15 protein-coding genes, 2 tRNA genes and 1 pseudogene are annotated in these 21,861 nt (G+C 71.1%); 15 read left to right on the top strand and 3 right to left on the bottom strand.

The genetic code is table 11. The annotated features are described in order from the left end of the window. Position 1: 1 nt before the first annotated feature. The 8 genes and pseudogenes from ACVWWH_RS09975 (at position 2) to ACVWWH_RS09940 (ending at position 6,319) form a co-directional block, all read left to right on the top strand. Positions 2-944, top strand: a pseudogene (locus ACVWWH_RS09975) (Fpg/Nei family DNA glycosylase). Between the two features lie 37 nt (positions 945-981). Beyond that, positions 982-1,052 (top strand) — tRNA-Gly (locus tag ACVWWH_RS09970). Between the two features lie 103 nt (positions 1,053-1,155). Further along, positions 1,156-1,230: transfer RNA gene (locus ACVWWH_RS09965), tRNA-Pro, on the top strand. Between the two features lie 67 nt (positions 1,231-1,297). Further along, complete coding sequence (gene tig / locus ACVWWH_RS09960; protein ID WP_457316481.1) at positions 1,298-2,677, top strand: trigger factor; 1,380 nt, start codon at positions 1,298-1,300, stop codon at positions 2,675-2,677. Positions 2,678-2,900: 223 nt separating this feature from the next. After that, complete coding sequence (locus tag ACVWWH_RS09955; protein WP_084249468.1) at positions 2,901-3,524, top strand: ATP-dependent Clp protease proteolytic subunit; 624 nt, start codon at positions 2,901-2,903, stop codon at positions 3,522-3,524. Between the two features lie 28 nt (positions 3,525-3,552). Next, complete coding sequence (locus ACVWWH_RS09950) at positions 3,553-4,212, top strand: ATP-dependent Clp protease proteolytic subunit (protein WP_066498189.1); 660 nt, start codon at positions 3,553-3,555, stop codon at positions 4,210-4,212. 149 nt (positions 4,213-4,361) lie between these two features. Then, positions 4,362-5,642, top strand: a complete 1,281-nt coding sequence (clpX, locus tag ACVWWH_RS09945; RefSeq protein WP_066498187.1) for an ATP-dependent Clp protease ATP-binding subunit ClpX — start codon at positions 4,362-4,364, stop codon at positions 5,640-5,642. A 56-nt stretch (positions 5,643-5,698) separates the two neighbouring features. Further along, positions 5,699-6,319, top strand: a complete 621-nt coding sequence (locus ACVWWH_RS09940; RefSeq protein WP_066498185.1) for a mycothiol-dependent nitroreductase Rv2466c family protein — start codon at positions 5,699-5,701, stop codon at positions 6,317-6,319. A gap of 313 nt (positions 6,320-6,632) precedes the next feature. On the opposite strand, the gene valS is transcribed toward ACVWWH_RS09940, so the two are convergent. Further along, the gene (gene valS / locus ACVWWH_RS09935) at positions 6,633-9,251 is read right to left on the bottom strand and encodes a valine--tRNA ligase (RefSeq protein ID WP_457316480.1); all 2,619 of its coding nucleotides are present in this window, start codon (positions 9,249-9,251) and stop codon (positions 6,633-6,635) included. A gap of 78 nt (positions 9,252-9,329) precedes the next feature. On the opposite strand from valS, the gene ACVWWH_RS09930 reads away from it, so the two are divergent. Both ACVWWH_RS09930 and ACVWWH_RS09925 read left to right on the top strand, forming a co-directional pair. After that, on the top strand, positions 9,330-9,677 hold the full coding sequence (locus tag ACVWWH_RS09930) for a DUF488 domain-containing protein (protein WP_457316479.1): 348 nt from the start codon (positions 9,330-9,332) through the stop codon (positions 9,675-9,677). 36 nt (positions 9,678-9,713) lie between these two features. Beyond that, on the top strand, positions 9,714-10,487 hold the full coding sequence (locus ACVWWH_RS09925; RefSeq protein ID WP_457316478.1) for an SDR family oxidoreductase: 774 nt from the start codon (positions 9,714-9,716) through the stop codon (positions 10,485-10,487). A gap of 12 nt (positions 10,488-10,499) precedes the next feature. Here ACVWWH_RS09925 and ACVWWH_RS09920 read toward each other — a convergent pair whose 3' ends face one another. Continuing rightward, positions 10,500-10,991, bottom strand: coding sequence for a sensor histidine kinase (locus ACVWWH_RS09920; protein ID WP_141305515.1), 492 nt, complete (start codon positions 10,989-10,991; stop codon positions 10,500-10,502). A gap of 345 nt (positions 10,992-11,336) precedes the next feature. On the opposite strand from ACVWWH_RS09920, the gene ileS reads away from it, so the two are divergent. From ileS to ndk, 4 genes are read left to right on the top strand one after another with little or no spacing between them, the layout of a single operon-like run. Continuing rightward, positions 11,337-14,696: an isoleucine--tRNA ligase gene (ileS, locus tag ACVWWH_RS09915; RefSeq protein WP_457316477.1), complete on the top strand. Its 3,360-nt coding sequence runs from the start codon at positions 11,337-11,339 to the stop codon at positions 14,694-14,696. Further along, a complete protein-coding gene (locus ACVWWH_RS09910; RefSeq protein WP_457316476.1) occupies positions 14,693-16,078 on the top strand; it encodes a bifunctional folylpolyglutamate synthase/dihydrofolate synthase in 1,386 nt (461 codons plus the stop codon). The genes ileS and ACVWWH_RS09910 overlap by 4 nt, the downstream gene beginning before the upstream one ends. Next, positions 16,078-16,548 carry a DUF4233 domain-containing protein gene (locus ACVWWH_RS09905; protein ID WP_457316551.1) on the top strand — a complete coding sequence of 157 codons (471 nt, stop codon included), beginning with the start codon at positions 16,078-16,080 and terminating at the stop codon, positions 16,546-16,548. The genes ACVWWH_RS09910 and ACVWWH_RS09905 overlap by 1 nt, the downstream gene beginning before the upstream one ends. Before the next feature lie 46 nt (positions 16,549-16,594). Next, the gene (ndk, locus tag ACVWWH_RS09900) at positions 16,595-17,014 is read left to right on the top strand and encodes a nucleoside-diphosphate kinase (protein ID WP_066498174.1); all 420 of its coding nucleotides are present in this window, start codon (positions 16,595-16,597) and stop codon (positions 17,012-17,014) included. Positions 17,015-17,225: 211 nt separating this feature from the next. Here ndk and ACVWWH_RS09895 read toward each other — a convergent pair whose 3' ends face one another. Continuing rightward, positions 17,226-17,909 carry a vitamin K epoxide reductase family protein gene (locus ACVWWH_RS09895; RefSeq protein ID WP_066498172.1) on the bottom strand — a complete coding sequence of 228 codons (684 nt, stop codon included), beginning with the start codon at positions 17,907-17,909 and terminating at the stop codon, positions 17,226-17,228. A gap of 442 nt (positions 17,910-18,351) precedes the next feature. Between ACVWWH_RS09895 and ACVWWH_RS09890 the strand changes: the two genes are divergently transcribed. Further along, the gene (locus tag ACVWWH_RS09890; protein WP_457316550.1) at positions 18,352-21,858 is read left to right on the top strand and encodes an Rne/Rng family ribonuclease; all 3,507 of its coding nucleotides are present in this window, start codon (positions 18,352-18,354) and stop codon (positions 21,856-21,858) included. Positions 21,859-21,861 lie beyond the last annotated feature (3 nt).

Below are 21,861 nucleotides of genomic sequence, written 5' to 3'. Positions count from 1 at the left end.
CGTGCCCGAGGGTCACTCCATCCACCGCCTTGCGCGCCAGTTCGGCGACGTCTTCGTCGGCGAACGGCTCGCCGTCTCGAGCCCACAGGGCCGCTTCGCCCCCGGGGCGGCCCTCCTCGACGGCCGGGTCCTCCAGGGCGCGTCGGCCCACGGCAAGCAGCTGTTCCTCCGCTTCGAGGGCGGGATGGTGCTCCGCGTCCACCTCGGCCTATACGGGGCGTGGGAGTTCGGCGGCGATGCGACCTTCCGCGGCGCCTCGAGTATCGGCGCGCCGCGGCGCGTGGGGGAGCGGGAGACAGCGGACGACGCCGCGCGGCAGCAGGGTGCCGCGCCTCCCCCTCCCCGCGGCGCGGTCCGCGCGCGACTCGTCTCCGAGCACGGCTGGGCCGACCTTCGCGGCGCGAGCGCGTGCGTGGTCGAGACCGAGGACGAGGCCAGGGCGGTCCAGGCGCGTCTCGGCCCTGACCCGCTCGGCGGCCTTACCGCGGGGGAGCCGCGGGCGTCCGGCGACGAGGACGCCGCGGAGTTCGCCCGGCGCATCGCGCGGCGCCGCACACCGGTGGCACGGCTGCTCATGGACCAGGAAGTCGTCGCAGGGATCGGGAACGTCTACCGTGCCGAGCTCCTGTTCCGTGCGCGGCTCGACCCGTTCACCCCCCGGCACGTCCGTCGGGAGGCAGCGTGCGCTCTCCCTCTGGGCGGATGCCGTCGCGGCCATGGCCGAGGGGGTGCGCCACGGAAGGATCGTCACCACCGATCCGCGGCTGTGGCCGGCCGGCCCCCGGGACCTTCCCGCGCCGGAGGACGCCCACTACGTGTACCGGCGCCACGGCCTGCGGTGCCGCGCCTGCGGCACCGCCGTGACGATGGCCGAGGAGGCCGGGCGGAGGCTGTACTGGTGCCGCGTCTGCCAGGCTCCGGACGGCGCCCGTGGCGCAATTTGACACCCCTGCCCCCCGTTCGCTTTAGTTGGAGGGCCCCGGGGGCGTAGCTCAATGGTAGAGCGCCAGTCTTCCAAACTGGATACGCGGGTTCGATTCCCGTCGCCCCCTCGCCTGCACCGGGCCCTTCCTGCCATGGAGGGGCCCGTTTCCGTGCCCGGGGCTGATGTGCATTGGTTTGTCGCGGGCCTGTATCGTGGTCTGTGCACTAGACCGGGGTGTAGCTCAGCTTGGCTAGAGCGCCTGCTTTGGGAGCAGGAAGTCGCAGGTTCAAATCCTGTCACCCCGACAGTCGCGTCCTGAGGCATCACGCCCAGGGCGGCACCCATGATCCGACCATCCAGGAGAGCCACGCTGTGAAGAGCGCTGCCGAGAACCTCAGCCCCACGCGGGTCAAGCTCAACGTCGAGGTGACCCTCGACGAGCTGAAGCCCAACATCGATGCCGCCTACAAGTCCGTCGCCGAGCAGATCCAGGTGCCGGGCTTCCGCAAGGGCAAGGTCCCGTCCCGCCTCATCGACCAGCGCGTCGGCCGCGGCTACGTGCTCGAGACCGCCATCAACGAGGGCCTCAACGACTGGTACCAGCAGGCCGTGGCCGAGACCGGCATCCGCCCGCTCTCCCGCCCCGAGGTCGAGATCACCGAGGTTCCGGACCCGGCCGCCACCGAGGGCGAGCTGAAGTTCGCGGTCGAGGTCGACGTGCGCCCCGAGATCGAGCTCCCCGACTACGAGGGCCTCAAGGTCGACGTCGCCGCCGCCGAGGTGGGCGACGACGACGTCCAGACCGCGCTCGACGAGCTCCGCGGCCGCTTCGGCACCCTCAAGCCGGTGGACCGTCCCGCGCAGGCCGATGACTTCCTCACGATCGACATCTCCGCGTCCGTCGAGGGCGAGGAAGTCGACTCCGCCGCGGGCCTGTCCTACCAAGTCGGCTCGGGCACCATGCTCGAGGGCCTCGACGAGGCCGTGACGGGCCTGTCCGAGGGCGAAGAGGCCGTCTTCGAGACGAAGCTCGCCGGCGGCGAGCACGCGGGCGAGACCGCTTCCGTGACGGTCAAGGTCACCGCGGTGAAGGAGCGTGAGCTCCCCGAGGCCGACGACGACTTCGCCCAGCTCGCCTCCGAGTTCGACACCATCGAGGAGCTCCGCGGCGACCTCGTCAAGCAGGCCGCCCAGTCGAAGGTTGTCGCCCAGGGCGTCGAGGCCCGCGACAAGGTCCTCGACAAGCTCGTCGAGCTGGTCGAGGTCCCGGTTCCGGAGAGCGTCGTGACCGAGCAGGTCGAGGCCCACTTCAACCCGGCGAACGGCGGCCACGCGGCCGACGAGGACCACGACACCGACGAGCACCGCGCCGAGGTCAAGGCCAACACGGAGCGTGCCTTCAAGAACGAGGTCATCCTCGACGCGATCGCCGACAAGGAGGAGATCGGGGTCTCGCAGGGCGAGCTCATCGAGTACCTCGTCACCACCGCCAGCCAGTACGGCATGGACCCGAACCAGTTCGCCCAGATCATGGACCAGTCCGGCCAGGTTCCGATGATGGTCGGCGAGGTCCGCCGCCGCAAGGCGCTCGCCGCCGTGCTCGGCAAGGCCGAGGTGACCGACTCCGAGGGCAACGCCGTCGACCTCAGCGAGTTCGTCCGCCCGCTCGACGAGGAGGAGGCCCCCGAGGCCGCCGAGCCGCAGCAGTCCGAGGCGACGCCGAGCGACGATCCCGCCGCCGCGACGTTCTGACGCCATCCGGACCGGGCACTTCTGCCGCCGGTCCGCACGGTGCACGAGGCCGCCGTCCGCCGTCCCCCCAGGGACGGGGGCGGCGGCCTTCGCCGTCCCGGGCCCGGGGCGCATGCGCTTGAAGCGAACAGCCCGCAGGGCCGGAACATTGCGCCCCTGAAAACGGCTAATGTCCCTGTAGAACGAACCATGCCCAGTGCATCAGATCGAGAGGTATCGCACCATGCACCAGCAGGAGAAGTCGCCGAGCATGGCTGAGCCGGTCCAGGGGTCCGGCGGCCAGGACTACATCTACCAGCGGCTCCTCAAGGAGCGGATCATCTGGCTCGGATCGGAGGTGCGCGATGACAACGCGAACGCGATCTGCTCGCAGCTGCTCCTCCTCTCGGCCGAGGATCCTGAGAAGGACATCTACCTCTACATCAACTCGCCCGGCGGATCCGTCACGGCGGGCATGGCCATCTACGACACCATGCAGTACATCCCGAACGATGTCGTGACGGTGGCGACGGGCCTGGCCGCGTCCATGGGGCAGTTCCTGCTCTCCTCGGGCACGAAGGGCAAGCGCTACGCGACTCCGCACGCCCGGATCCTCATGCACCAGCCGTCGGGCGGCATCGGGGGCACGGCGTCGGACATCAAGATCCAGGCCGAGCTGATCCTGCACATGAAGCAGGTCATGGCCGAGCTGACCGCCGAGCAGACCGGGCAGTCCGTCGAGCAGATCCTCAAGGACAACGACCGCGACAAGTGGTTCACCGCGCAGGAGGCCCTCGAGTACGGCTTCTTCGACAAGATCGCCGCGCGTGCAGGCCACGTGTCCGGCGGCGGCGGGACCGACAAGTAGCACGCCCGGAAGGACTAGGAGCAACGAGATGAACTACAGCATGGGCGTCAACCCCGCGAACCTCCCCACGAGCCGCTACGTGCTCCCGCAGTTCGAGGAGCGCACCCCGTACGGCTTCAAGCGCCAGGACCCGTACACCAAGCTCTTCGAGGACCGCATCATTTTCATGGGCGTGCAGGTCGACGACGCCTCGGCGGACGACATCATGGCGCAGCTGCTCGTCCTCGAGGCGAACGACCCGGACCGCGACATCACGATGTACATCAACTCCCCGGGCGGATCGTTCACGGCGATGACCGCGATCTACGACACGATGCAGTTCATCCGGCCGGAGATCCAGACGGTGTGCCTCGGCATGGCGGCCTCCGCCGCCGCGGTGATCCTCGCTGCCGGCACCCCCGGGAAGCGGCTGGCGCTGCCCAACTCGACCGTCATGATCCACCAGCCCTCGCTCGCCGGGGGGTCTGGCGGCCAGGCCACCGACCTCGAGATCCAGGCGCGCGAGGTGCTGCGCATGCGCGAGTGGCTCGAGCACACGTGGGCGAAGCACTCGAACAAGACGCCGGAGGACATCAGCCGGGACATCGAGCGCGACCTCTTCCTCACGGCAAGCGAGGCCAAGGAGTACGGGCTCGTGGACGAGGTCCTCGAGTCGCGCAAGATCCGTCCGAGCGCCATCACCCGCTGACGCCCGCCTCCTCGGCGCGGCACCGGTGCCCCGTAGTCCGGGGACCGGCGCCGTGCCGGGCGCGGCGTCCCGTGCCGTGTCCTACGACGGCTGTCGGCACGGTGGCCTACAGTGGGATGGTCATACTTCTTCAGGAAGGGAATCGACGAATGGCGCGCATTGGCGAGAGCGCAGACCTGCTGAAGTGCTCCTTCTGCGGCAAGAGCCAGAAGCAGGTCCGGAAGCTCATTGCGGGCCCGGGCGTCTACATCTGCGACGAGTGCATCGAGCTGTGCAACGAGATCATCGAGGAGGAGCTCGCCGAAGTCTCGGACCTCGGCTCGTTCGAGCTTCCCAAGCCGCGCGAGATCTTCGACTTCCTCCAGGAGTACGTGATCGGGCAGGAGCCGGCCAAGCGGGCCCTCGCCGTCGCCGTCTACAACCACTACAAGCGGATCCAGTCGGGCCACGCCAGCAAGGGCGGCTCGCTCGCGGACGCGCATGACGACGTCGAGATCGCCAAGTCCAACATCCTCCTGATCGGTCCCACCGGCTGCGGCAAGACCTATCTGGCCCAGACCCTGGCCCGTCGGCTCAATGTGCCCTTCGCCGTCGCGGACGCCACGGCGCTGACCGAGGCCGGCTACGTGGGCGAGGACGTCGAGAACATCCTGCTCAAGCTCATCCAGGCGGCGGACTACGACGTCAAGAAGGCCGAGCAGGGCATCATCTACATCGACGAGATCGACAAGATCTCCCGCAAGAGCGAGAACCCGTCGATCACCCGGGATGTCTCCGGCGAGGGCGTGCAGCAGGCCCTGCTGAAGATCCTCGAGGGGACGGTCGCCTCGGTGCCGCCCCAGGGCGGGCGCAAGCACCCCCATCAGGAGTTCATCCAGATCGACACCACGAACGTGCTCTTCATCGTCGCCGGCGCGTTCGCCGGCCTCGAGGAGATCATCGGCCAGCGTGCCGGCAAGAAGGGCATCGGCTTCGGGGCCCCCCTCAGCGCGCTGACCAGCAAGGAGAGCTCCTACTCAGACGTCATGCCGGAGGATCTGCTCAAGTTCGGCCTCATCCCGGAATTCATCGGCCGGCTTCCGGTGATCACCACGGTCGAGAACCTTGACCGGCCTGCGCTCATGCAGATCCTCACCGTCCCGAAGAACGCGCTCGTGAAGCAGTACGAGAAGATGTTCCAGCTCGATGGTGTGGACCTCCACTTCGAGGAGGGCGCCCTGGAGGCCATCGCGGACCTCGCGCTCGAGCGCGGCACCGGAGCCCGCGGGCTGCGCGCGATCATGGAGGAAGTGCTGCTCCCCGTCATGTTCGACCTCCCGAGCCGGGACGACATCTCCGGTGTCGTCATCACCCGCGGCGTCGTGGCCGGCTCGGAGGAGCCGGACCTGATCCCGCACAGCGTCGTCAAGCGCCGCAACAAGTCAGCCTGATCTCCGCCGGCGGCCCGGTGCCCGCCGTGCCGTCCGGCAACGTCGAAGGAGCCTGCATGTCCACCCCTGCCGCCGCCACCCAGCGCGCCGACTTCTGGTTCGACCCGGCCTGCCCGTTCGCCTGGGTGACCTCCCGCTGGATCGAGGAGGTGGAGAAGGTCCGCGACATCGAGACCAGGTGGCACGTCATGAGCCTGTCCGTCCTCAACGAGGGCCGTGAGCTCGAGCACGACTACCAGCGCGCCATGGACGAGAACTGGGGCCCCGTCCGGGTCATCGTGGCGGCCGCCGAGCTTCACGGCGCCGAGCACATCAAGCCGCTCTACGACGCCATGGGGACCCTCATCCACCACGAGAAGGTCGCGGACCGCACCGAGGTGGTGCGCCGCGCGCTCGAACAGGTCGGCCTGCCTGCCGAGCTCGCCCAGTACGCCGACTCCGACGAGTTCGACCGCCAGCTGCGGGCAAGCCACCGCGAAGGCATCGAGAAGGTCGGGCAGGACGTCGGCACCCCCGTCGTGGCCATCAACGGCACGGCCTTCTTCGGGCCGGTCATCACCCGCGTGCCCCGCGGCGAGGAGGCAGGCTCCCTGTGGGACGCGGCGGTCGGGCTCGCGGCGTTCCCGCACTTCTTCGAGCTCAAGCGCACCCGCACCGAGAGCCCCACGGCAGACTGAAGGCCGCGCGGTCGCCCCCGCCCGAACTACCCTCGTGTAGTTCGCCTGACGCCCTTGAATCCGAGGGTGCCCGAGATCACAATGGAAGCACCCCATCGGAGACGATGAGGACGTGGAAACCGAAGATCCAGTGACAGCCGACTCAGCGCAGCCTCAGGCAAAGCCGTCGACTGGCCGCCAGTGACGGGACGGCAAGACCTGGATGCCAAGGAGTCCACCAGACTGCGAGAACGTCACCGAGCAGCCGAAAAGTCGAAGCCCCACCAACGCGAAAACGCTGATGGGGCTTCCCCTTTGCCCGCAGGCGCCTCGGCTAGGCGTCCGCGAGCTGCACCTCGCTCACGCTCACCTCACTGGAACCGTCCCGGAGCTCGATCGAGCGCGCGTTCGCCGCGGCCCGGAGGTCTCCGAGTCCGGCCTCGAGCTGGGGGAGCAGCTCCGCCGGGGCGGACACCACGGCCGCGAGGACCTCGGTGCGCTGCTTGACCTTCGCCTCGGACTTCGCCTTGCGGATGCCTGAGAGGGCAAGGCCCACCGTCGGCAGCATGCCGCGGTCGCCGTCGGCCACCGGCACCGGAGCCGGCCACGGGGCGCGGTGGACCGACCCCGCGCGCCACCAGCTCCACACCTCGTCCGTCGCGAACGGAAGGACGGGAGCGAAGAGGCGCAGCACGGCGTCGAGCGTCGTCGCCAGGGCGGCGAGGACGGAGGCCTTCTGCTCCTCGCCCTGGGCGCCGTACGCGCGGTCCTTGATGAGCTCGACGTAGTCGTCCGTGAACTGCCAGAAGAAGGACTCGGTCAGCTGGAGCGCCTTCGCCGGGTCGTAGGCGGCAAAGGCAGCTCCCGCCTGCTCGACGACGTCCGCGAGCTGGGCGAGGAGCGCGCGGTCCAGGGCGTTGATGAGCACGGGGTCGGAACCGTCGCTGACGACGTCCGCCTCCGTCGCTCCGAGCCCGAGGACGAACTTGGAGGCGTTGAGGACCTTGATCGCGAGCCGCCGGCCGATCTTCATCTGGGCAACCTCGAACGCCGTGTCCGCGCCCAGCTTGGCGGAGGCCGCCCAGTAGCGGACGGCGTCAGCGCCGTATTCCTCGAGGATGTCGGTCGGGACCACCACGTTGCCCTTCGACTTGGACATCTTCTTCCGGTCCGGGTCGAGCACCCATCCGGAGATCGCCGCATGCCTCCACGGCAGCGAGCCGTGGAGCTCCTGCGCGCGCACCACGGTCGAGAACAGCCAGGTGCGGATGATCTCGTGTGCCTGCGGCCGCACGTCGAAGGGGAAGACGTTCGCGAAGAACTCATCGTCCCGGCTCCAGCGGCCCACGATCTGCGGCGTGAGGGACGAGGTGGCCCACGTGTCGAGGACGTCCGGGTCGCCCGTGAAGCCGCCGGGGACATCGCGCTGGTCCTCGGTGAAGCCGGGGGCCGGCTCAGCCACCGGATCCACGGGCAGCGAGGCCTCGTCGGGCACGATCGGGTCCGTGTAGTCGGGGTTGCCCTCGGCGTCGAGCCGGTACCAGACCGGGATCGGCACACCGAAGAAGCGCTGGCGGGAGACGAGCCAGTCGCCGTTGAGGCCCTCGACCCAGTTCTCGTAGCGGGCGCGCATGAATGTCGGGTGCCATTCCAGCTCGCGCCCCCGCTGCACGAAGGTCGCGCGCCGCTCCTCGTCGCGGCCGCCGTTGCGGATGTACCACTGGCGCGAGGTCACAACCTCGAGCGGCTTGTCGCCCTTCTCGTAGAAGTTCACCGGGTGGAGGATCTTCTTCGGCTCGCCGTCGAGCAGTCCCTGCTCGGCGAGCATCTCCACGACGGCCTCCTTGGCCGAGAACGCCGTCTTGCCGGCGATCCGGGCGTAGGCTGCGCGGCCCTCCTCGGCCGTGATCCACTCGGGGGTCTCGGCGGCCAGGCGGCCGTCGCGGCCGATGATCGGGCGGGTCGGCAGCTGGAGCTCGCGCCACCAGGTGACGTCGGTCAGGTCACCGAACGTGCAGACCATCGCAATGCCCGAGCCCTTGTCCGGCTTGGCGAGCGGGTGGGCCCTGACCTCGACCTCCACGCCGAACAGCGGCGAGACGACCGTGGTGCCGAAGAGGTGCTGGTAGCGCTCGTCGTCAGGGTGCGCCACGAGGGCGGCGCAGGCGGCCAGCAGCTCGGGACGGGTTGTCTCGATGTGCACCGCCTCGCCGTCGGGCGCGGTGAAGGCGTAGCGGTAGTAGGCGCCGGGAACCTCGCGGTCCTCGAGCTCGGCCTGCGCGACGGCGGTGCGGAAGGTGACGTCCCAGAGCGTGGGGGCCTCGGCGAGGTAGGCGTCCCCGGCCGCGAAGTTGCGCAGGAACGCGCGCTGCGAGACGGCCCGGGAGGTGTCGTCGATGGTGCGGTAGGTCAGGCCCCAGTCGACCGAGAGTCCGAGCGTCTTGAACAGGTGCTCGAACACCTTCTCGTCCTCGACCGCGAGCTCCTCGCACAGCGCGATGAAGTTCTTGCGGGAGATGACATCGAAGTCGCGCTGGTTCTTCGCCGGCTGCGCGGGGGGACGGTAGTCAGCGTCGTACGGGATGGCCGGGTCGCAGCGGACCCCGTAGTAGTTCTGGACGCGGCGCTCCGTGGGCAGGCCGTTGTCGTCCCAGCCCATGGGGTAGAAGACGTTCTTGCCCGTCATGCGCTGGTAGCGCGCGAGGAGGTCGGTCTGCGTGAAGGAGAACATGTGGCCGACGTGCAGGGACCCCGACGCCGTGGGCGGGGGCGTGTCGATCGAGTAGACGGCCTCGCGGGTCGTATCGGGGTCGAATCGGTAGGTCCCCTCGGCGAGCCAGCGCTCGGTGAGCTTGGCCTCGAGCCCCTCGAGGGCGGGCTTGTCGGGGACGGTCGTCGGATTCGTCGGGGTGCGGTCGGGCGTGTCTGTACCCGTGATGGCTGCTTCAGGCATGCCATCGATTCTTCCATGCTTTCTGCTGCCCGTGGCCGTCCCCTGGCCCCGCGGCGCCGGCGGTCCTAGCATGGCGGCATGGGCAGCATGGGGATCCGCAGGGTGTACGAGCCTTCCCCCGAGGGAACCTACCGCATTCTCGTGGACCGCATCTGGCCCCGGGGGCTGAGCAAGGACAGGGCCGCGGTGGACCTCTGGCTCAAGGAGGTCGGGCCCTCCGACGGGCTCCGCACCTGGTTCGGCCACGACCCTGCCCGCTTCGAGGAGTTCGCGCGGAAGTACCGCCAGGAGCTCGACGGCGCCGAGGCCTTCGACGAGCTCAGGTCCGCCGTCCGCGACCACGACAGCGTGGACCTCGTGTATTCGGCCAGGGACACCGAGCACAATCAGGCCGTGGTCCTGGCGGACCTGCTCCGGGCCCGCTGACGGGCCCGCGGCGGGGGAGCGCGGTAGGTTGGGCGCATGACGACGACTGTGCCCCAGACTGACCAGCGCTCCGCGATCGTGACGGGAGCGAGCACCGGGATCGGAGAGGCCACGGTGCGGGCGCTCGCCGCGGAGGGCTGGCGGGTGTTCGCCGTGGCCCGGCGGGCCGAGCGGCTCGAAAGCCTTGCCGCCGAGACCGGCGCGATCGCCGTCCCCGCCGACATCTCCGAGGACGACGACGTCGCGCGGCTCCTCGCCGCCGTCGCCGATGGGGGAGGGGCCGACACGCTCGTGAACATCGCCGGCGGCGCACGCGGGACGGACTGGGTCGCGGAGGCCAAGACCGAGGACTGGGAGTGGATGTTCCGCTCGAACGTCCTCGGCACGATGAAGATCACGCGCGCCTTCCTGCCGATGCTCCGTGCGAAAGGCCAGGGGACCGTGCTCAACCTCACCTCGGTGGCCGCGCTCGTCTCCTATGAGGGCGGCGGCGGCTACAACGCCGCCAAGGCAGCCGAGCGGGCCATGACCCGGGCGCTGCGCCTCGAGGAGGCCGAGAACAACGTGCGCGTCATCGAGGTGCTGCCCGGGCTCGTCAAGACGGAGGAGTTCTCCCTCCGCCGTCTCGGCGGCGACGCCGAGGCGGCCGACAAGGTGTACGAGGGCGTCGAGGAGCCCCTCACGGCGGAGGACATCGCCGACATCGTCCGGTACGCGGTGACCGTGCCGCACCACATCAACCTCGACGAGATCGTGGTGCGGCCGGTCGCGCAGGCCGCCGCCCACAAGCTCATCCGCAAGGGGGCCTAGGGCGCGTCCGGCTCACGCGCCGGCCGCGCACGCGGGCAGGGCCGGCGCAGGGCGCCGCGCTCCCGCGACGTGGGCGCGGGCCTGCACGGGGAACGGCACGGCGCACGGCAGGAAGGCCGCGACCTCGAACCCTTCCTCGGACAGTCCTGCCCGCAGCCAGCCGCCGGCGCGGCGGGCCTGTGCGGCCATCGAGGCGATCCCGCGGCCGGGCCGCAGGATCTGGCCGAGGGCCGTTTCGCCGGGAACGTTGAGCATCCGCAGCCTGAGGCCCCCGGGCTGCCAGGCGATCTCGAGCCGCACCGGCCGGGAGCAGTCCGCGTGCCGCGCCGCGTTCTCGAGGGCGGTGCGCAGGATGGCGGTGGCGGCCGAGCGAGTGGTGCGTCCCACCCGCTGGCGGCGTCCGGTGTGGGCGATCTCGAGCCGGAGGCCGTCGGCGGCGGCCGCGGCGACCCATTCCTGCGCCGAGACGAGGGTCGGCAGCGACAGTGCTGGGGTGGTGCGCATCCTGGGCTCCTTCGTGCGCGTGGTGGGACGGCTCCATTGTGCGCCCCCTAGGCCTGTTATTCTAGTCGTTGGAGATATTCGGGACTTTCGACAGGGCCGAGCGCGGATGCGTAGACTGGGCAGCACAGCGTCGACCCGGCCATCACCGGCGAGCTTCCGGAAGAACAGCGCCACCCGCCGCAGCGGGGACGCCCAGTAGAACCGGACGGGCAGGCCCGTCACAGCCGTCAATGAGAGGCCCGCGCCGGCCGGTGCGGGCAAGTGAGGTGGTACCGCGGCCCCGTCCGGCAGATCCGGGTGGACGCCGTCCTCGCATCCAGCAGCATGAAGCGAGCCAGGATCCGAGTGAGCGTGTACCCCAAGGCCTCTGCAGCAGCCGCCCAGGATGCGGCGACGACCCATTCCGTGCGCTTCCCCGAGCTGGAGGAGCGCATCCTCGCCTACTGGGACGAGGACGGCACCTTCCAGGCATCGGTCGACGGCCGGGATGCCGGGCGTGACGGCGCCAACGAGTTCGTCTTCTACGACGGGCCGCCCTTCGCCAACGGCCTGCCGCACTACGGCCACCTGCTCACCGGCTACGCCAAGGACCTCGTGGCGCGCTACCAGACCCTGCGCGGCAAGCGGGTCGAGCGGCGCTTCGGCTGGGACACCCACGGCCTTCCCGCCGAGCTCGAGGCCATGAAGCAGCTCGGCATGAACCAGAAGTCGGACATCGACGCGATGGGCGTCGACAAGTTCAACGACGCCTGCCGTGCCTCGGTCCTCAAGTACACGCGCGAGTGGGAAGCCTACGTCAAGCGCCAGGCCCGCTGGGTCGACTTCGAGAACGACTACAAGACCCTCAACGTCGAGTACATGGAGTCCGTGATCTGGGCGTTCAAGACGCTCCATGAGAAGGGGCTCACGTACAGTGGCTACCGCGTGCTGCCGTACTGCTGGAACGACGAGACGCCGCTGTCCAACCACGAGCTGCGCATGGACGACGACGTGTACAAGGACCGCCAGGACCAGACGGTCACGGTCACCTTCCCGCTGCTCGCCGGCGACTCCGACATTTCGCGCCAGCTTGCCGGCGTCCTCGCCATCGCCTGGACCACCACGCCGTGGACGCTGCCCACCAACGCAGCGCTCGCCGTCGGGCCCGAGGTGCGCTACGCCGTCGTGCCCGCCGGACCCGACGGGGTGAGCGCCCCCGGCGTCTCGCCGTTCGCCGCCGGCACCCGCTTCCTCCTCGCCGAGGACCTCGTGGCCTCCTACGCCAAGGACCTCGGCTACGAGGACGCCCAGGCCGCCGCGGCCGCCGTCGAGCGCACCTACCTCGGTACCGAGCTCGAGGGCATCCGGTACGAGCCGCTGTGGGACTACTTCGCCGACGCCGAGGTCTACGGCACGGGCAAGGCCTGGCGCATCCTCGTCGCCGACTACGTCACCACGACCGACGGCACCGGCATCGTCCACCAGGCGCCCGCGTACGGCGAGGACGACCAGCGCGTCTGCGAGGCGGCCGGCATCCCGGTGATCCTCTCCGTGGACGACGGCGCCAAGTTCCTTCCGCTGTTCGGCTCGCGCGAGAACGCCCCGCTGAGGGAGATCGTGGGGCTGCAGGTCTTCGAGGCCAACAAGCCCATCACCCGCGTGCTGCGCGAGCAGGGCCGCCTCCTGAAGCAGGCCAGCTACGTGCACAGCTACCCGCACTGCTGGCGCTGCCGGAACCCCCTGATCTACCGCGCCGTCTCGAGCTGGTTCGTCGAGGTCACCAAGATCAAGGACCGCATGCTCGAGCTCAACGAGCAGATCACCTGGATCCCGGGCAACGTCAAGCACGGCCAGTTCGGCAAGTGGCTCGAGAACGCGCGCGACTGGTCGATCAGCCGCAACCGCTACTGGGGATCGCCCATCCCCGTCTGGGTCTCGGACAACCCGGAGTACCCGCGCACCGACGTCTACGGCTCCCTCGCCGAGCTCGAGGCCGACTTCGGCCGGCTCCCGCTCAACCACGAGGGCAAGCCCGACCTGCACCGGCCCTTCATCGACGAGCTCACCCGGCCCAACCCGGACGACCCCACGGGGCAGTCCACGATGCGCCGCGTCCCCGACGTCCTCGACGTCTGGTTCGACTCCGGGTCGATGCCGTACGCCCAGGTCCACTACCCGTACGAGAACCAGGAATGGTTCGAGACGCACAACCCCGGCGACTTCATCGTCGAGTACATCGGCCAGACCCGCGGCTGGTTCTACACGCTCCACATCCTCGCGACGGCGCTGTTCGACCGTCCCGCCTTCCGCAATGTCATCAGCCACGGGATCGTGCTCGGCTCCGACGGGCAGAAGATGTCCAAGAGCCTGCGCAACTACCCGGACGTCTCCGAGGTGCTGGACCGCGACGGCTCCGACGCGATGCGCTGGTTCCTCATGGCCAGCCCCATCCTGCGCGGCGGCAACCTCATCGTCACCGAGCAGGGCATCCGCGACGGCGTGCGCCAGGTGATCCTGCCGCTGTGGAACGTGTACAGCTTCTTCACGCTCTACGCCAACGCGGCGCGCGCCTCCCGCGACGGCGCTGCCGGCGCAGGCTTCGAGGCGGCAGTCCGGCACGACGGCTACACCGACCCCCTGGACCGCTACCTCATGGCCCAGACCGGACGCCTCGTGCGCGGGATGCAGCAGCACCTCGACGCCTACGACATCTCCACCGCATGCGACGTGCTGCGCGAGTACCTCGACATGCTCACCAACTGGTACGTGCGCAGGTCCCGCCAGCGGTTCTTCGACGAGGACGCCGACGCCTTCGACGCCCTCTTCACCGCGCTCGAGGCCGTGTGCCGCGTCGCGGCGCCGCTGCTGCCCCTCGTCACCGAGGAGATCTGGCGCGGCCTCACCGGCGGCCGCTCGGTCCACCTCACCGACTGGCCGGACGCCGCGCTCTTCGCCGACGACCCCGCGCTCGTCGAGCAGATGGACCGCACCCAGGCCGTGTGCTCGGCCGGCTCGTCGCTGCGCAAGGCCGCGAAGCTGCGGGTGCGCCTGCCGCTCGCGGCGATGACCGTCGTCGTGCCCGGCGCGGCGGAGCTCTCCGGCTCGGAAGCGGTCATCGCGGACGAGCTGAACCTCAAGGCCGTCCGGCTCCTCGACGCGGCCGAGGCCAGCGAGGAGGAGTTCGGCATCGAGCGCCGGCTCGTCGTCAACGCCCGCGCCGCCGGCCCGCGCCTCGGCAAGGGCGTCCAGACGGCCATCAAGGGCTCGAAGTCGGGGGACTGGTCGGTGGCCGACGACGGCTCCGTCACCGCCGGGGGCATCGGCCTCGAACCGCACGAGTACACGCTCGAGACGGTCGTGGACCCGGCGAAGGCAGGCGAGCACGCCGCCGTCGCCATGCTCCCGGGCGGGGGCTTCGTGGTCCTCGACACGGGCCTCACCCCCGAGCTCGAGGCCGAGGGCCTGGCCCGCGACCTCGTGCGCGTGATCCAGCAGGCCCGCAAGGAGGCCGACCTCGCCGTGGGCGACCGGATCCGCGCGAGCGTGACCGCGAAGGCGCACGTCATCGCGGCTGCCCGCGAGCATGCCGAGCTGCTCAGGGGCGAGACCCTCGCGGTCGAGCTCGAGCTGCTCGTGGCCGACGTCGAGCCCTCAGCGCTCGTCGAGCGCGTCGACGCCGGCGTGGCCGACGGCCAGGGCGTGCGCGCAGGGGAGGCTGGCCAGTGAGCGATCGCGCCACCGGCCCCGCGGCGGAGCCGACCACGGTCGAGGAGGTCTACGCGATCCTCCTCAGCCGGGCCCCGGAGAACAAGATGGAGCCGCGCCTCGCGCCCCTCTTCCGGGCGATGCATGTGCTCGGCGAGCCCAACCGGGCCTTCCCGATCATCCACATCACCGGCACCAACGGGAAGACGTCCACCGCCCGCATGATCGAGGCTGGCCTGCGGGCCCACGGGCTGCGCACCGGGAGGTACACGAGCCCGCACCTGGCCCGGGTGACGGAGCGGATCAGCCTCGACGGTGCCCCGGTGCCGGACGCGACCTTCGTGCGGATCTGGAATGAGATCACCCCGTACCTGGCGATCGTGGACACCGAGCTCGAGGCGGCCGGCGAGCCGCGGCTGACCTACTTCGAGTGCGTCACGATCCTCGGCTTCGCCGTCTTCGCGGACGAGCCCGTGGACGTGGCGGTCATCGAGGTCGGCCTTGGCGGCATCACCGACGCCACCAATGTCGGCGACGGCGCGGTCTCCGTCGTCACCCCCATCTCCCTCGACCACACCGACCTGCTGGGGGACACCGTCGAGGACATCGCGCGCGAGAAGGCCGGCATCATCAAGCGCGGCGGCTTCCTCGTGAGCGCGGCCCAGCCCCGGGGCGCCGCGCAGGTGCTCCTCGAGAAGGCCCGCGAGGTGGGCGTGCCGCACCGGTTCGAGGGCGTGGAGTTCGGGGTCGAGTCCCGTTCGCTCGCCGTCGGCGGCCAGCTCGTCACGGTGCGCGGCCTCGCCGGGCGCTACGAGGACCTCGCGGTGCCGCTGCACGGCGCCCACCAGGCGGAGAACGCCGCGGTGGCCGTCGCGGCCCTCGAGGCCTTCCTCGGCGGCGGGGAGCGGGAGCTCTCGATCGACCTGCTGCGCGAGGGCTTCGCGGAGGTCAGCTCTCCCGGACGGCTCGAGACCGTCCGGACGTCCCCGACGATCATCGTGGACGCCGCGCACAACCCGGACGGGATCCGGGTGAGCGCGCAGGCCCTCAAGGAGGCGTTCGACTTCTCGACCCTCGTCATCGTGCTCGGCGTCCTGCGCGAGAAGGACGCCGAGGAGATCCTGCGGACCCTCGAGGAGGAGTTCGCGGACGAGCGCGTCGAGTACTGCTTCACCCAGTCGGCGTCCCCGCGCGCCATCCCGGCCGAGGAGCTCGCCGAGCTGGCCCTCGACCTCGGATTCGACGAGGACGCCGTGCACGTCGAGGAGAAGCTCGACGACGCCATCGCGTACGCCGTCGAGCGCGCGGACGCCACCGAGGACTTCGCCGGCGGGGTGCTGATCACGGGATCGATCACGGTGGTGGGCGAGGCCCGCACCCTGCTGGGGAAGGATGCCTCATGATGGCCAGGCTCACGAGGGCCCAGCGCGAGTGGCGCCCGGGCATGCCCAAGAAGCGCCGCTCCGTCCGCGTCATGTTCGCCTCGGTGCTCCTGCTGACCGAGGCCTTCGTCGTGTTCTTCGCCACGCTCGTGCTGTTCGGGCTGCGCGCGCATGATCTCGGCGCCGGGACGGTGCTCGGCGGCGGGTTCGTCCTGCTCGCCGTGTTCGTGCTCTCGTGCGCCGTGGTCTCCCGACCGTGGGGCATGGCCCTCGGCTGGATCCTGCAGCTGGTCCTCGTTGCCCTCGGCTTCTTCGAGCCCACGATGTTCCTCGTCGGCGGGATCCTGCTGGTGACGTGGTTCTTCGCGGTCCGCACCGGCGCCCGCCTCGACCGGGAGAACCTCCAGCGCGACCGCGAGCAGGCCGCATGGGAGCGCACGCACCCCGAGGGCGGTCCGGCGGGGACCGGCGCCGGCGGCGGCGGGGCCTGATCAGTAGACTGGTCGGGAAACCAGCCCCCTTCACCCAGGAGTACCTGTGACCACCGAACGCACCCTTGTCCTCGTCAAGCCCGACGGTGTCTCCCGCGGCCTGACTGGTGCCATCCTCGCCCGCGTCGAGGCGAAGGGCTACCGCCTCGCGGCCCTCGAGCAGCTCACGCCGAGCCGCGAGCTGCTGGCCGAGCACTACGCCGAGCACGAGGGCAAGCCCTTCTACGAGCCGCTGCTCGAGTTCATGGCGAGCGGCCCCGTGGTCGCGGCGGTCTTCGAGGGCGAGCGCGTCATCGAGGGCTTCCGCTCGCTCGCCGGCGCGACTGACCCGACCGCCGCGGCCCCGGGAACCATCCGCGGCGACTTCGGCCGCGACTGGGGCCTGAAGGTCCAGCAGAACCTCGTCCACGGGTCCGACTCGCCCGAGTCCGCCGCGCGCGAGATCGGCATCTGGTTCTCCCGCTGACTCTCGGGTACGCATCTCGACGCTGATTTCGCGTTTCGGGTACGCGCGCCAGCGGCCGATCCTTCCGGAGGATCCACAGACGACGACGGCCGGCGCCTTCCGTGTGGAAGGCGCCGGCCGTCGTCGTACCCGGAATGCCGGAAAGCCGACGAGATGCGTACCCGGAACGGCAGAAGCGCGACGAGATGCGTACCCGAAACGGCGAGGGGGGCTACATGGTGGAGGGGACGAAGAGGTTCAGGAAGCGGAAGAAGATCGTCGCGATGACCGCGACGTAGAGCACCGCCACCGTCACCCAGCCCCAGTCGGCGAGGGCCTTCGCGACCCGGGCCGGCGCCGGGATGACGCCGTGGGCGACGTTGCGGGCGGTGGTCCAGACGAAGAGGGGGATCATCATGGCCCACACGATCATGCACAGCGGGCACAGGATCCCGATGGCGTAGAGGGCCTGGCTCCACAGCCAGATGACGAAGACGAAGCCGAGCGTGACGCCGACCTGCAGGCCGACCCAGAACCATCGGCTGAAGCGGGCCCCGGCCAGGAGCGCCATCGCCACGGTGATCGTGACGGCGAAGGCCACGATCCCGATGAACATGTTCGGGAAACCGAAGAGCGAGCTCTGCCATGTGCTCATGACCTCGCCGCAGGAGACCCACGGGTTGACGTCGCAGATCGTGGTGTGGCTGGGGTTGATGAGCTTCTCGATCTTCTCGAGGACGAGTTCGCCCGAGGCGAGCCAGCCGACCACGCTCGTGACCAGCACGAGCCACGCGAACGGGACGGTGCGGGTCATCACGTGCCGGTCGCCGTCGGGGAGGGCGGCCGTCCCGTCCGTGCCGGCCTCGTGGGTCTCGGACGCGGTCGTTGCCCGGCTCGGGCTGCTCTGGGGAGTCATGGAGGTCCTTCCTGCGGGATGCTCCGATTCTAGGCTGCCCGTCTGGGCGATCACTGGAGCCCGTCCAGCCCCGCCCGCGGGCCGGACCCCGCGCGACGCGGCGGCGGCGGGCGCGCCCTTCCGGATCTTGCCGGGCCGGCATGTGAGAGAATGCCAGTGGCCGGACGCTGATCCACATGCAGTGCCCGGTCCGGTGCTCAGCGAGAAGACCGCCGCCCCGTGCCCGTCCGGATCCACCGATCCCGACCGGGATGCGCGGGCCAGAGCGGCACCTGCCCGGCCTCGACCGGTGGCGGGTTGCAACGTGGCGCCGGCCCGCGCGGGATTCCGCGAGGGCACAGGACTGACTTCGTCGGCGCCTGCGGGTGCCGACTCGTGGCGCCGCCGCGGCCGCCGTATGTGGGGACGGACGGGGCGGCCTTTGGAGTACGTACAGATGGATATGGAACAGCAGCCGGGCGCAGCCTCACCTGACGACGCAGCGGTAGCCGAGCACGTGGCAGCCGAGCAGCAGAAGCCCCGCCGCACCACCCGGCGGCGCAGCGCCTCGAGCCCGGCCGCGTCGCCGGCCGCCGCCCAGGAGCCGGCAGAGGTGGACGCCGCCGTGGCGGAGGCGCCCCAGACCGCCAGCACCGAGGCCAGCGAGGCCGAGGCCAGCGCGGCTGAGCCGCCGGCCAAGCCGAAGCGGGCGACCCGCACGCGCCGCGCCGCCGCCGCGACCAAGGAGCCAACCGCCGAGCCGGTGGCTGCCGAACAGGCCGCAGAGGCCGCCGGGCCGCAGGGGGAGCAGCAGGCTGCCCCCGCCCCCGCCAACGACGCCGAAGCCGTCCCGGCGGCCCAGCCTGCCGCTGAGGCGACGGCTGCCGTCCCGGCGGCCCAGCCAGCCGCTGAGGTGACGGGCGCCGAGGGCACGGAGGCCACCGAGCAGAAGGCGCCGCGCCGACGGCGGACCTCCGCCAGGGCCGCCGCGGTGAAGGAGGAGACGCGCCGTCCCGAGCACGCGGCCGCTGCGGACCAGGCGCAGGCACCGCAGGACGAGGACGCCGCTGCTCCCGCGGCCGGTTCCCGGGCCAAGAGCTCGGTCCGCGCCCGCCGCCGCGCTGCGGCGCGACCGGGTGCAGCCGGCGAGGCCCCGGCCGAGGTGGTGCAGGCCGCTGCCGCAGCCGAGCCCGAGAAGCAGGCCGCAGAGCCGAACACCCGGAAAGCGGCCCCGCAGGAATCCGCGCCGGCCCGCGCCCCGCGCGAGGAGGCAGCCGCCCCGCAAGCCGCCGAGGCGGAGACCGGGGAGCAGCCGGAGGGCGGCTTCGCGTCGCTCTTCCGGGAGCCCATCTCTCCGACCTCGATGATCTTCCAGGCCCCTGACCTCAGCACGGTCGTGCGGCCGGTGGCCGCAGAGCCCGTGGAGGACCACGAGGAGGAGCAGGAGGAGGACGAGGAGTCGGAGCTGACCGGACGCCGTCGCCGCCGCGGACGCGGCCGCCGGGGCCGCACGCGCGCCACCGAGGCCGGCGACGACCAGGACGCCGAGCACGGCGACGCTGACGAGGAGACCGACGAGGTCACGTCCCGCCGCCGCAGGCGCCGCCGCCGCGGTGAGGCCGACCTCGAGCTCGAGGGCGGCCTCGACGACGACCCGCCCGGAACGGTGACCCGCGTCCGCGCGCCCCGCACGCCGTCCGAGTCGACGAGCACCCGGGTTCAGAGCCTGAAGGGCTCCACCCGCCTCGAGGCCAAGAAGCAGCGCCGCCGCGAGTCCCGCGAGTCGGGGCGCCGCCGCCACGTCATCACCGAGGCCGAGTTCCTGGCGCGCCGCGAGTCCGTGGACCGCCAGATGGTGGTCCGCCAGAAGGACGACCGCATCCAGATCGCGGTCCTCGAGGACGGCGTGCTGGCCGAGCACTTCGTCTCCAAGACGCAGCAGGACTCGCTCATCGGCAACGTCTACCTCGGCCGGGTCCAGAACGTGCTGCCCTCCATGGAGGCGGCCTTTGTGGACATCGGCCGCGGCCGCAACGCCGTCCTGTACGCCGGCGAGGTCAACTGGGACGCGGCTGGCCTCGACGGCGCCCCGCGCCGCATCGAGAACGCGCTCAAGTCCGGCGACTCCGTCCTCGTCCAGGTCACGAAGGACCCGGTGGGCCACAAGGGTGCACGGCTCACGAGCCAGATCTCCCTGCCCGGCCGCTACCTCGTGTACGTGCCCGGCGGATCGATGACGGGCATCTCCCGCAAGCTGCCCGACGTCGAGCGCGCGCGGCTGAAGAAGATCCTCAAGGACCGGCTCCCCGAGGACGCCGGGGTGATCGTGCGCACCGCCGCCGAGGGCGCGAGCGAGGAAGAGCTCACCCACGACATCAACAGGCTCCGCGCCCAGTGGGAGTCGATCCAGGAGCAGGCCTCCAGCACCAAGGTGCTCGCGCCGGAGCTCCTGTACGGCGAGCCCGACCTGACCATCAAGGTGGTCCGCGACGTCTTCAACGAGGACTTCTCGAAGCTCATCGTGAGCGGCGAGGAGGCCTGGGACACGATCGAGGCCTACGTCACCTACGTCGCGCCGGACCTCCTCGGCCGGCTCGAGAAGTACGAGGCGGACGAGGACGTCTTCGCCCACTGGCGCATCGACGAGCAGATCCACAAGGCGCTCGACCGCAAGGTGTTCCTGCCCTCGGGCGGCTCCCTCGTGATCGACCGGACCGAGGCCATGACGGTGGTCGACGTCAACACCGGCAAGTTCACCGGCTCGGGCGGCAACCTCGAGGAGACCGTCACCAAGAACAACCTCGAGGCCGCGGAGGAGATCGTCCGCCAGCTGCGCCTGCGGGACATCGGCGGCATCATCGTGATCGACTTCATCGACATGGTGCTCGAGTCCAACCGCGACCTCGTGCTCCGCCGTCTGGTCGAGTGCCTCGGGCGTGACCGCACCAAGCACCAGGTGGCCGAGGTCACCTCGCTCGGGCTGGTCCAGATGACCCGCAAGCGCATGGGCACGGGCCTGCTCGAGGTCTTCAGCGAGAACTGCGAGGTGTGCGGCGGCCGCGGCGTCATCACCCACGAGGAGCCCGTGGAGCGCGGCAGCCGTCCGCCGGCGCCGGCACCCGAGCACCAGGCCCCCCCGCGGACTGAGGGCGCCGCCGCCAGCAGCGGGCGCAAGCGCCGCCGCCGCGGCAGCGGGCAGCCGGCCGAGCCGCAGGCGGCCCCGGCGCAGCCCGCCGCTCCGCCGGCCGACGACGCCGAGCGCCAGGCCCGTGCCCAGGCGACCCGCGCCGCTCTTGCCGCCGTGGCAGCAGCGGCCCACGCTGCCCACCTGCACGACGGCGAGCACCCCGCGCCCGCCGAGCACGCACCCGCTGCCGGGCCCGCCCCGGAGGCGCCCGCACAGGCGCCCGCGCAGCAGGCGCCCGCAGCCACGTCCACCGTCCCGGCGGAGGCGGCCGGCGCGGCCGAGCACGCCGCCGCACGGCAGGCCCAGGAGCCGGTGCGCGCCCTGGCCTCGTCCGCCCCGGCGGCCCGGGCCGAGGCAACCCACGGGCCTGCCACGGCCCGCGCCACCTCCGAAGGCGAGGACGGCCGGCCCGTCCTCACGATCGGCGGGGAGCGGATCGAGATCCCGCACGGCGACACGCCGCACGAGCCCCCGGCCGCCGCACCGGCCCTGAGCCTCGACGCGCTCAGCCACGCGTTCGACCAGCTCACGGGGGAGCGGCACGCGCCGAGCGAGGCCGAGCCGCGCCAGGGCCGCAAGCGCCGCAGCCGCGGCGCCCGCAGCGGCCAGGGCTCGGCGGAGGTGACGCGCGTCGAGGAGACCGCAGGCGCCGTCGGCGGCCAGACGCGCTCCGCCGCTGCGCCCGCGCAGCCGGCAGAGGCAGGCCGGGCCGCCAAGGACAGCCCGAAGGACGAGGGCGGCCCCATGATCCTCGGCGTCGGCGTCCCGGCGTCGGAGCTGTAGCGC

It is taken from the genome of Sinomonas sp. RB5 (assembly GCF_054063535.1).
This window is presented reverse-complemented; position numbering and strand designations above follow the sequence as displayed.

Bases quoted from the DNA above. Each gene is read 5' to 3' on its own strand.
- clpX (WP_066498187.1), top strand. From the start codon at position 4,362: ATGGCGCGCATTGGCGAGAGCGCAGACCTGCTGAAGTGCTCCTTCTGC.
- ACVWWH_RS09890 (WP_457316550.1), top strand. From the start codon at position 18,352: ATGGAACAGCAGCCGGGCGCAGCCTCACCTGACGACGCAGCGGTAGCC.
- ACVWWH_RS09955 (WP_084249468.1), top strand. From the start codon at position 2,901: ATGCACCAGCAGGAGAAGTCGCCGAGCATGGCTGAGCCGGTCCAGGGG.
- ACVWWH_RS09950 (WP_066498189.1), top strand. From the start codon at position 3,553: ATGAACTACAGCATGGGCGTCAACCCCGCGAACCTCCCCACGAGCCGC.
- ACVWWH_RS09930 (WP_457316479.1), top strand. From the start codon at position 9,330: ATGGGCAGCATGGGGATCCGCAGGGTGTACGAGCCTTCCCCCGAGGGA.
- ACVWWH_RS09895 (WP_066498172.1), bottom strand. From the start codon at position 17,909: ATGACTCCCCAGAGCAGCCCGAGCCGGGCAACGACCGCGTCCGAGACC.
- ACVWWH_RS09940 (WP_066498185.1), top strand. From the start codon at position 5,699: ATGTCCACCCCTGCCGCCGCCACCCAGCGCGCCGACTTCTGGTTCGAC.
- ACVWWH_RS09905 (WP_457316551.1), top strand. From the start codon at position 16,078: ATGGCCAGGCTCACGAGGGCCCAGCGCGAGTGGCGCCCGGGCATGCCC.
- ACVWWH_RS09925 (WP_457316478.1), top strand. From the start codon at position 9,714: ATGACGACGACTGTGCCCCAGACTGACCAGCGCTCCGCGATCGTGACG.
- valS (WP_457316480.1), bottom strand. From the start codon at position 9,251: ATGCCTGAAGCAGCCATCACGGGTACAGACACGCCCGACCGCACCCCG.
- ACVWWH_RS09920 (WP_141305515.1), bottom strand. From the start codon at position 10,991: ATGCGCACCACCCCAGCACTGTCGCTGCCGACCCTCGTCTCGGCGCAG.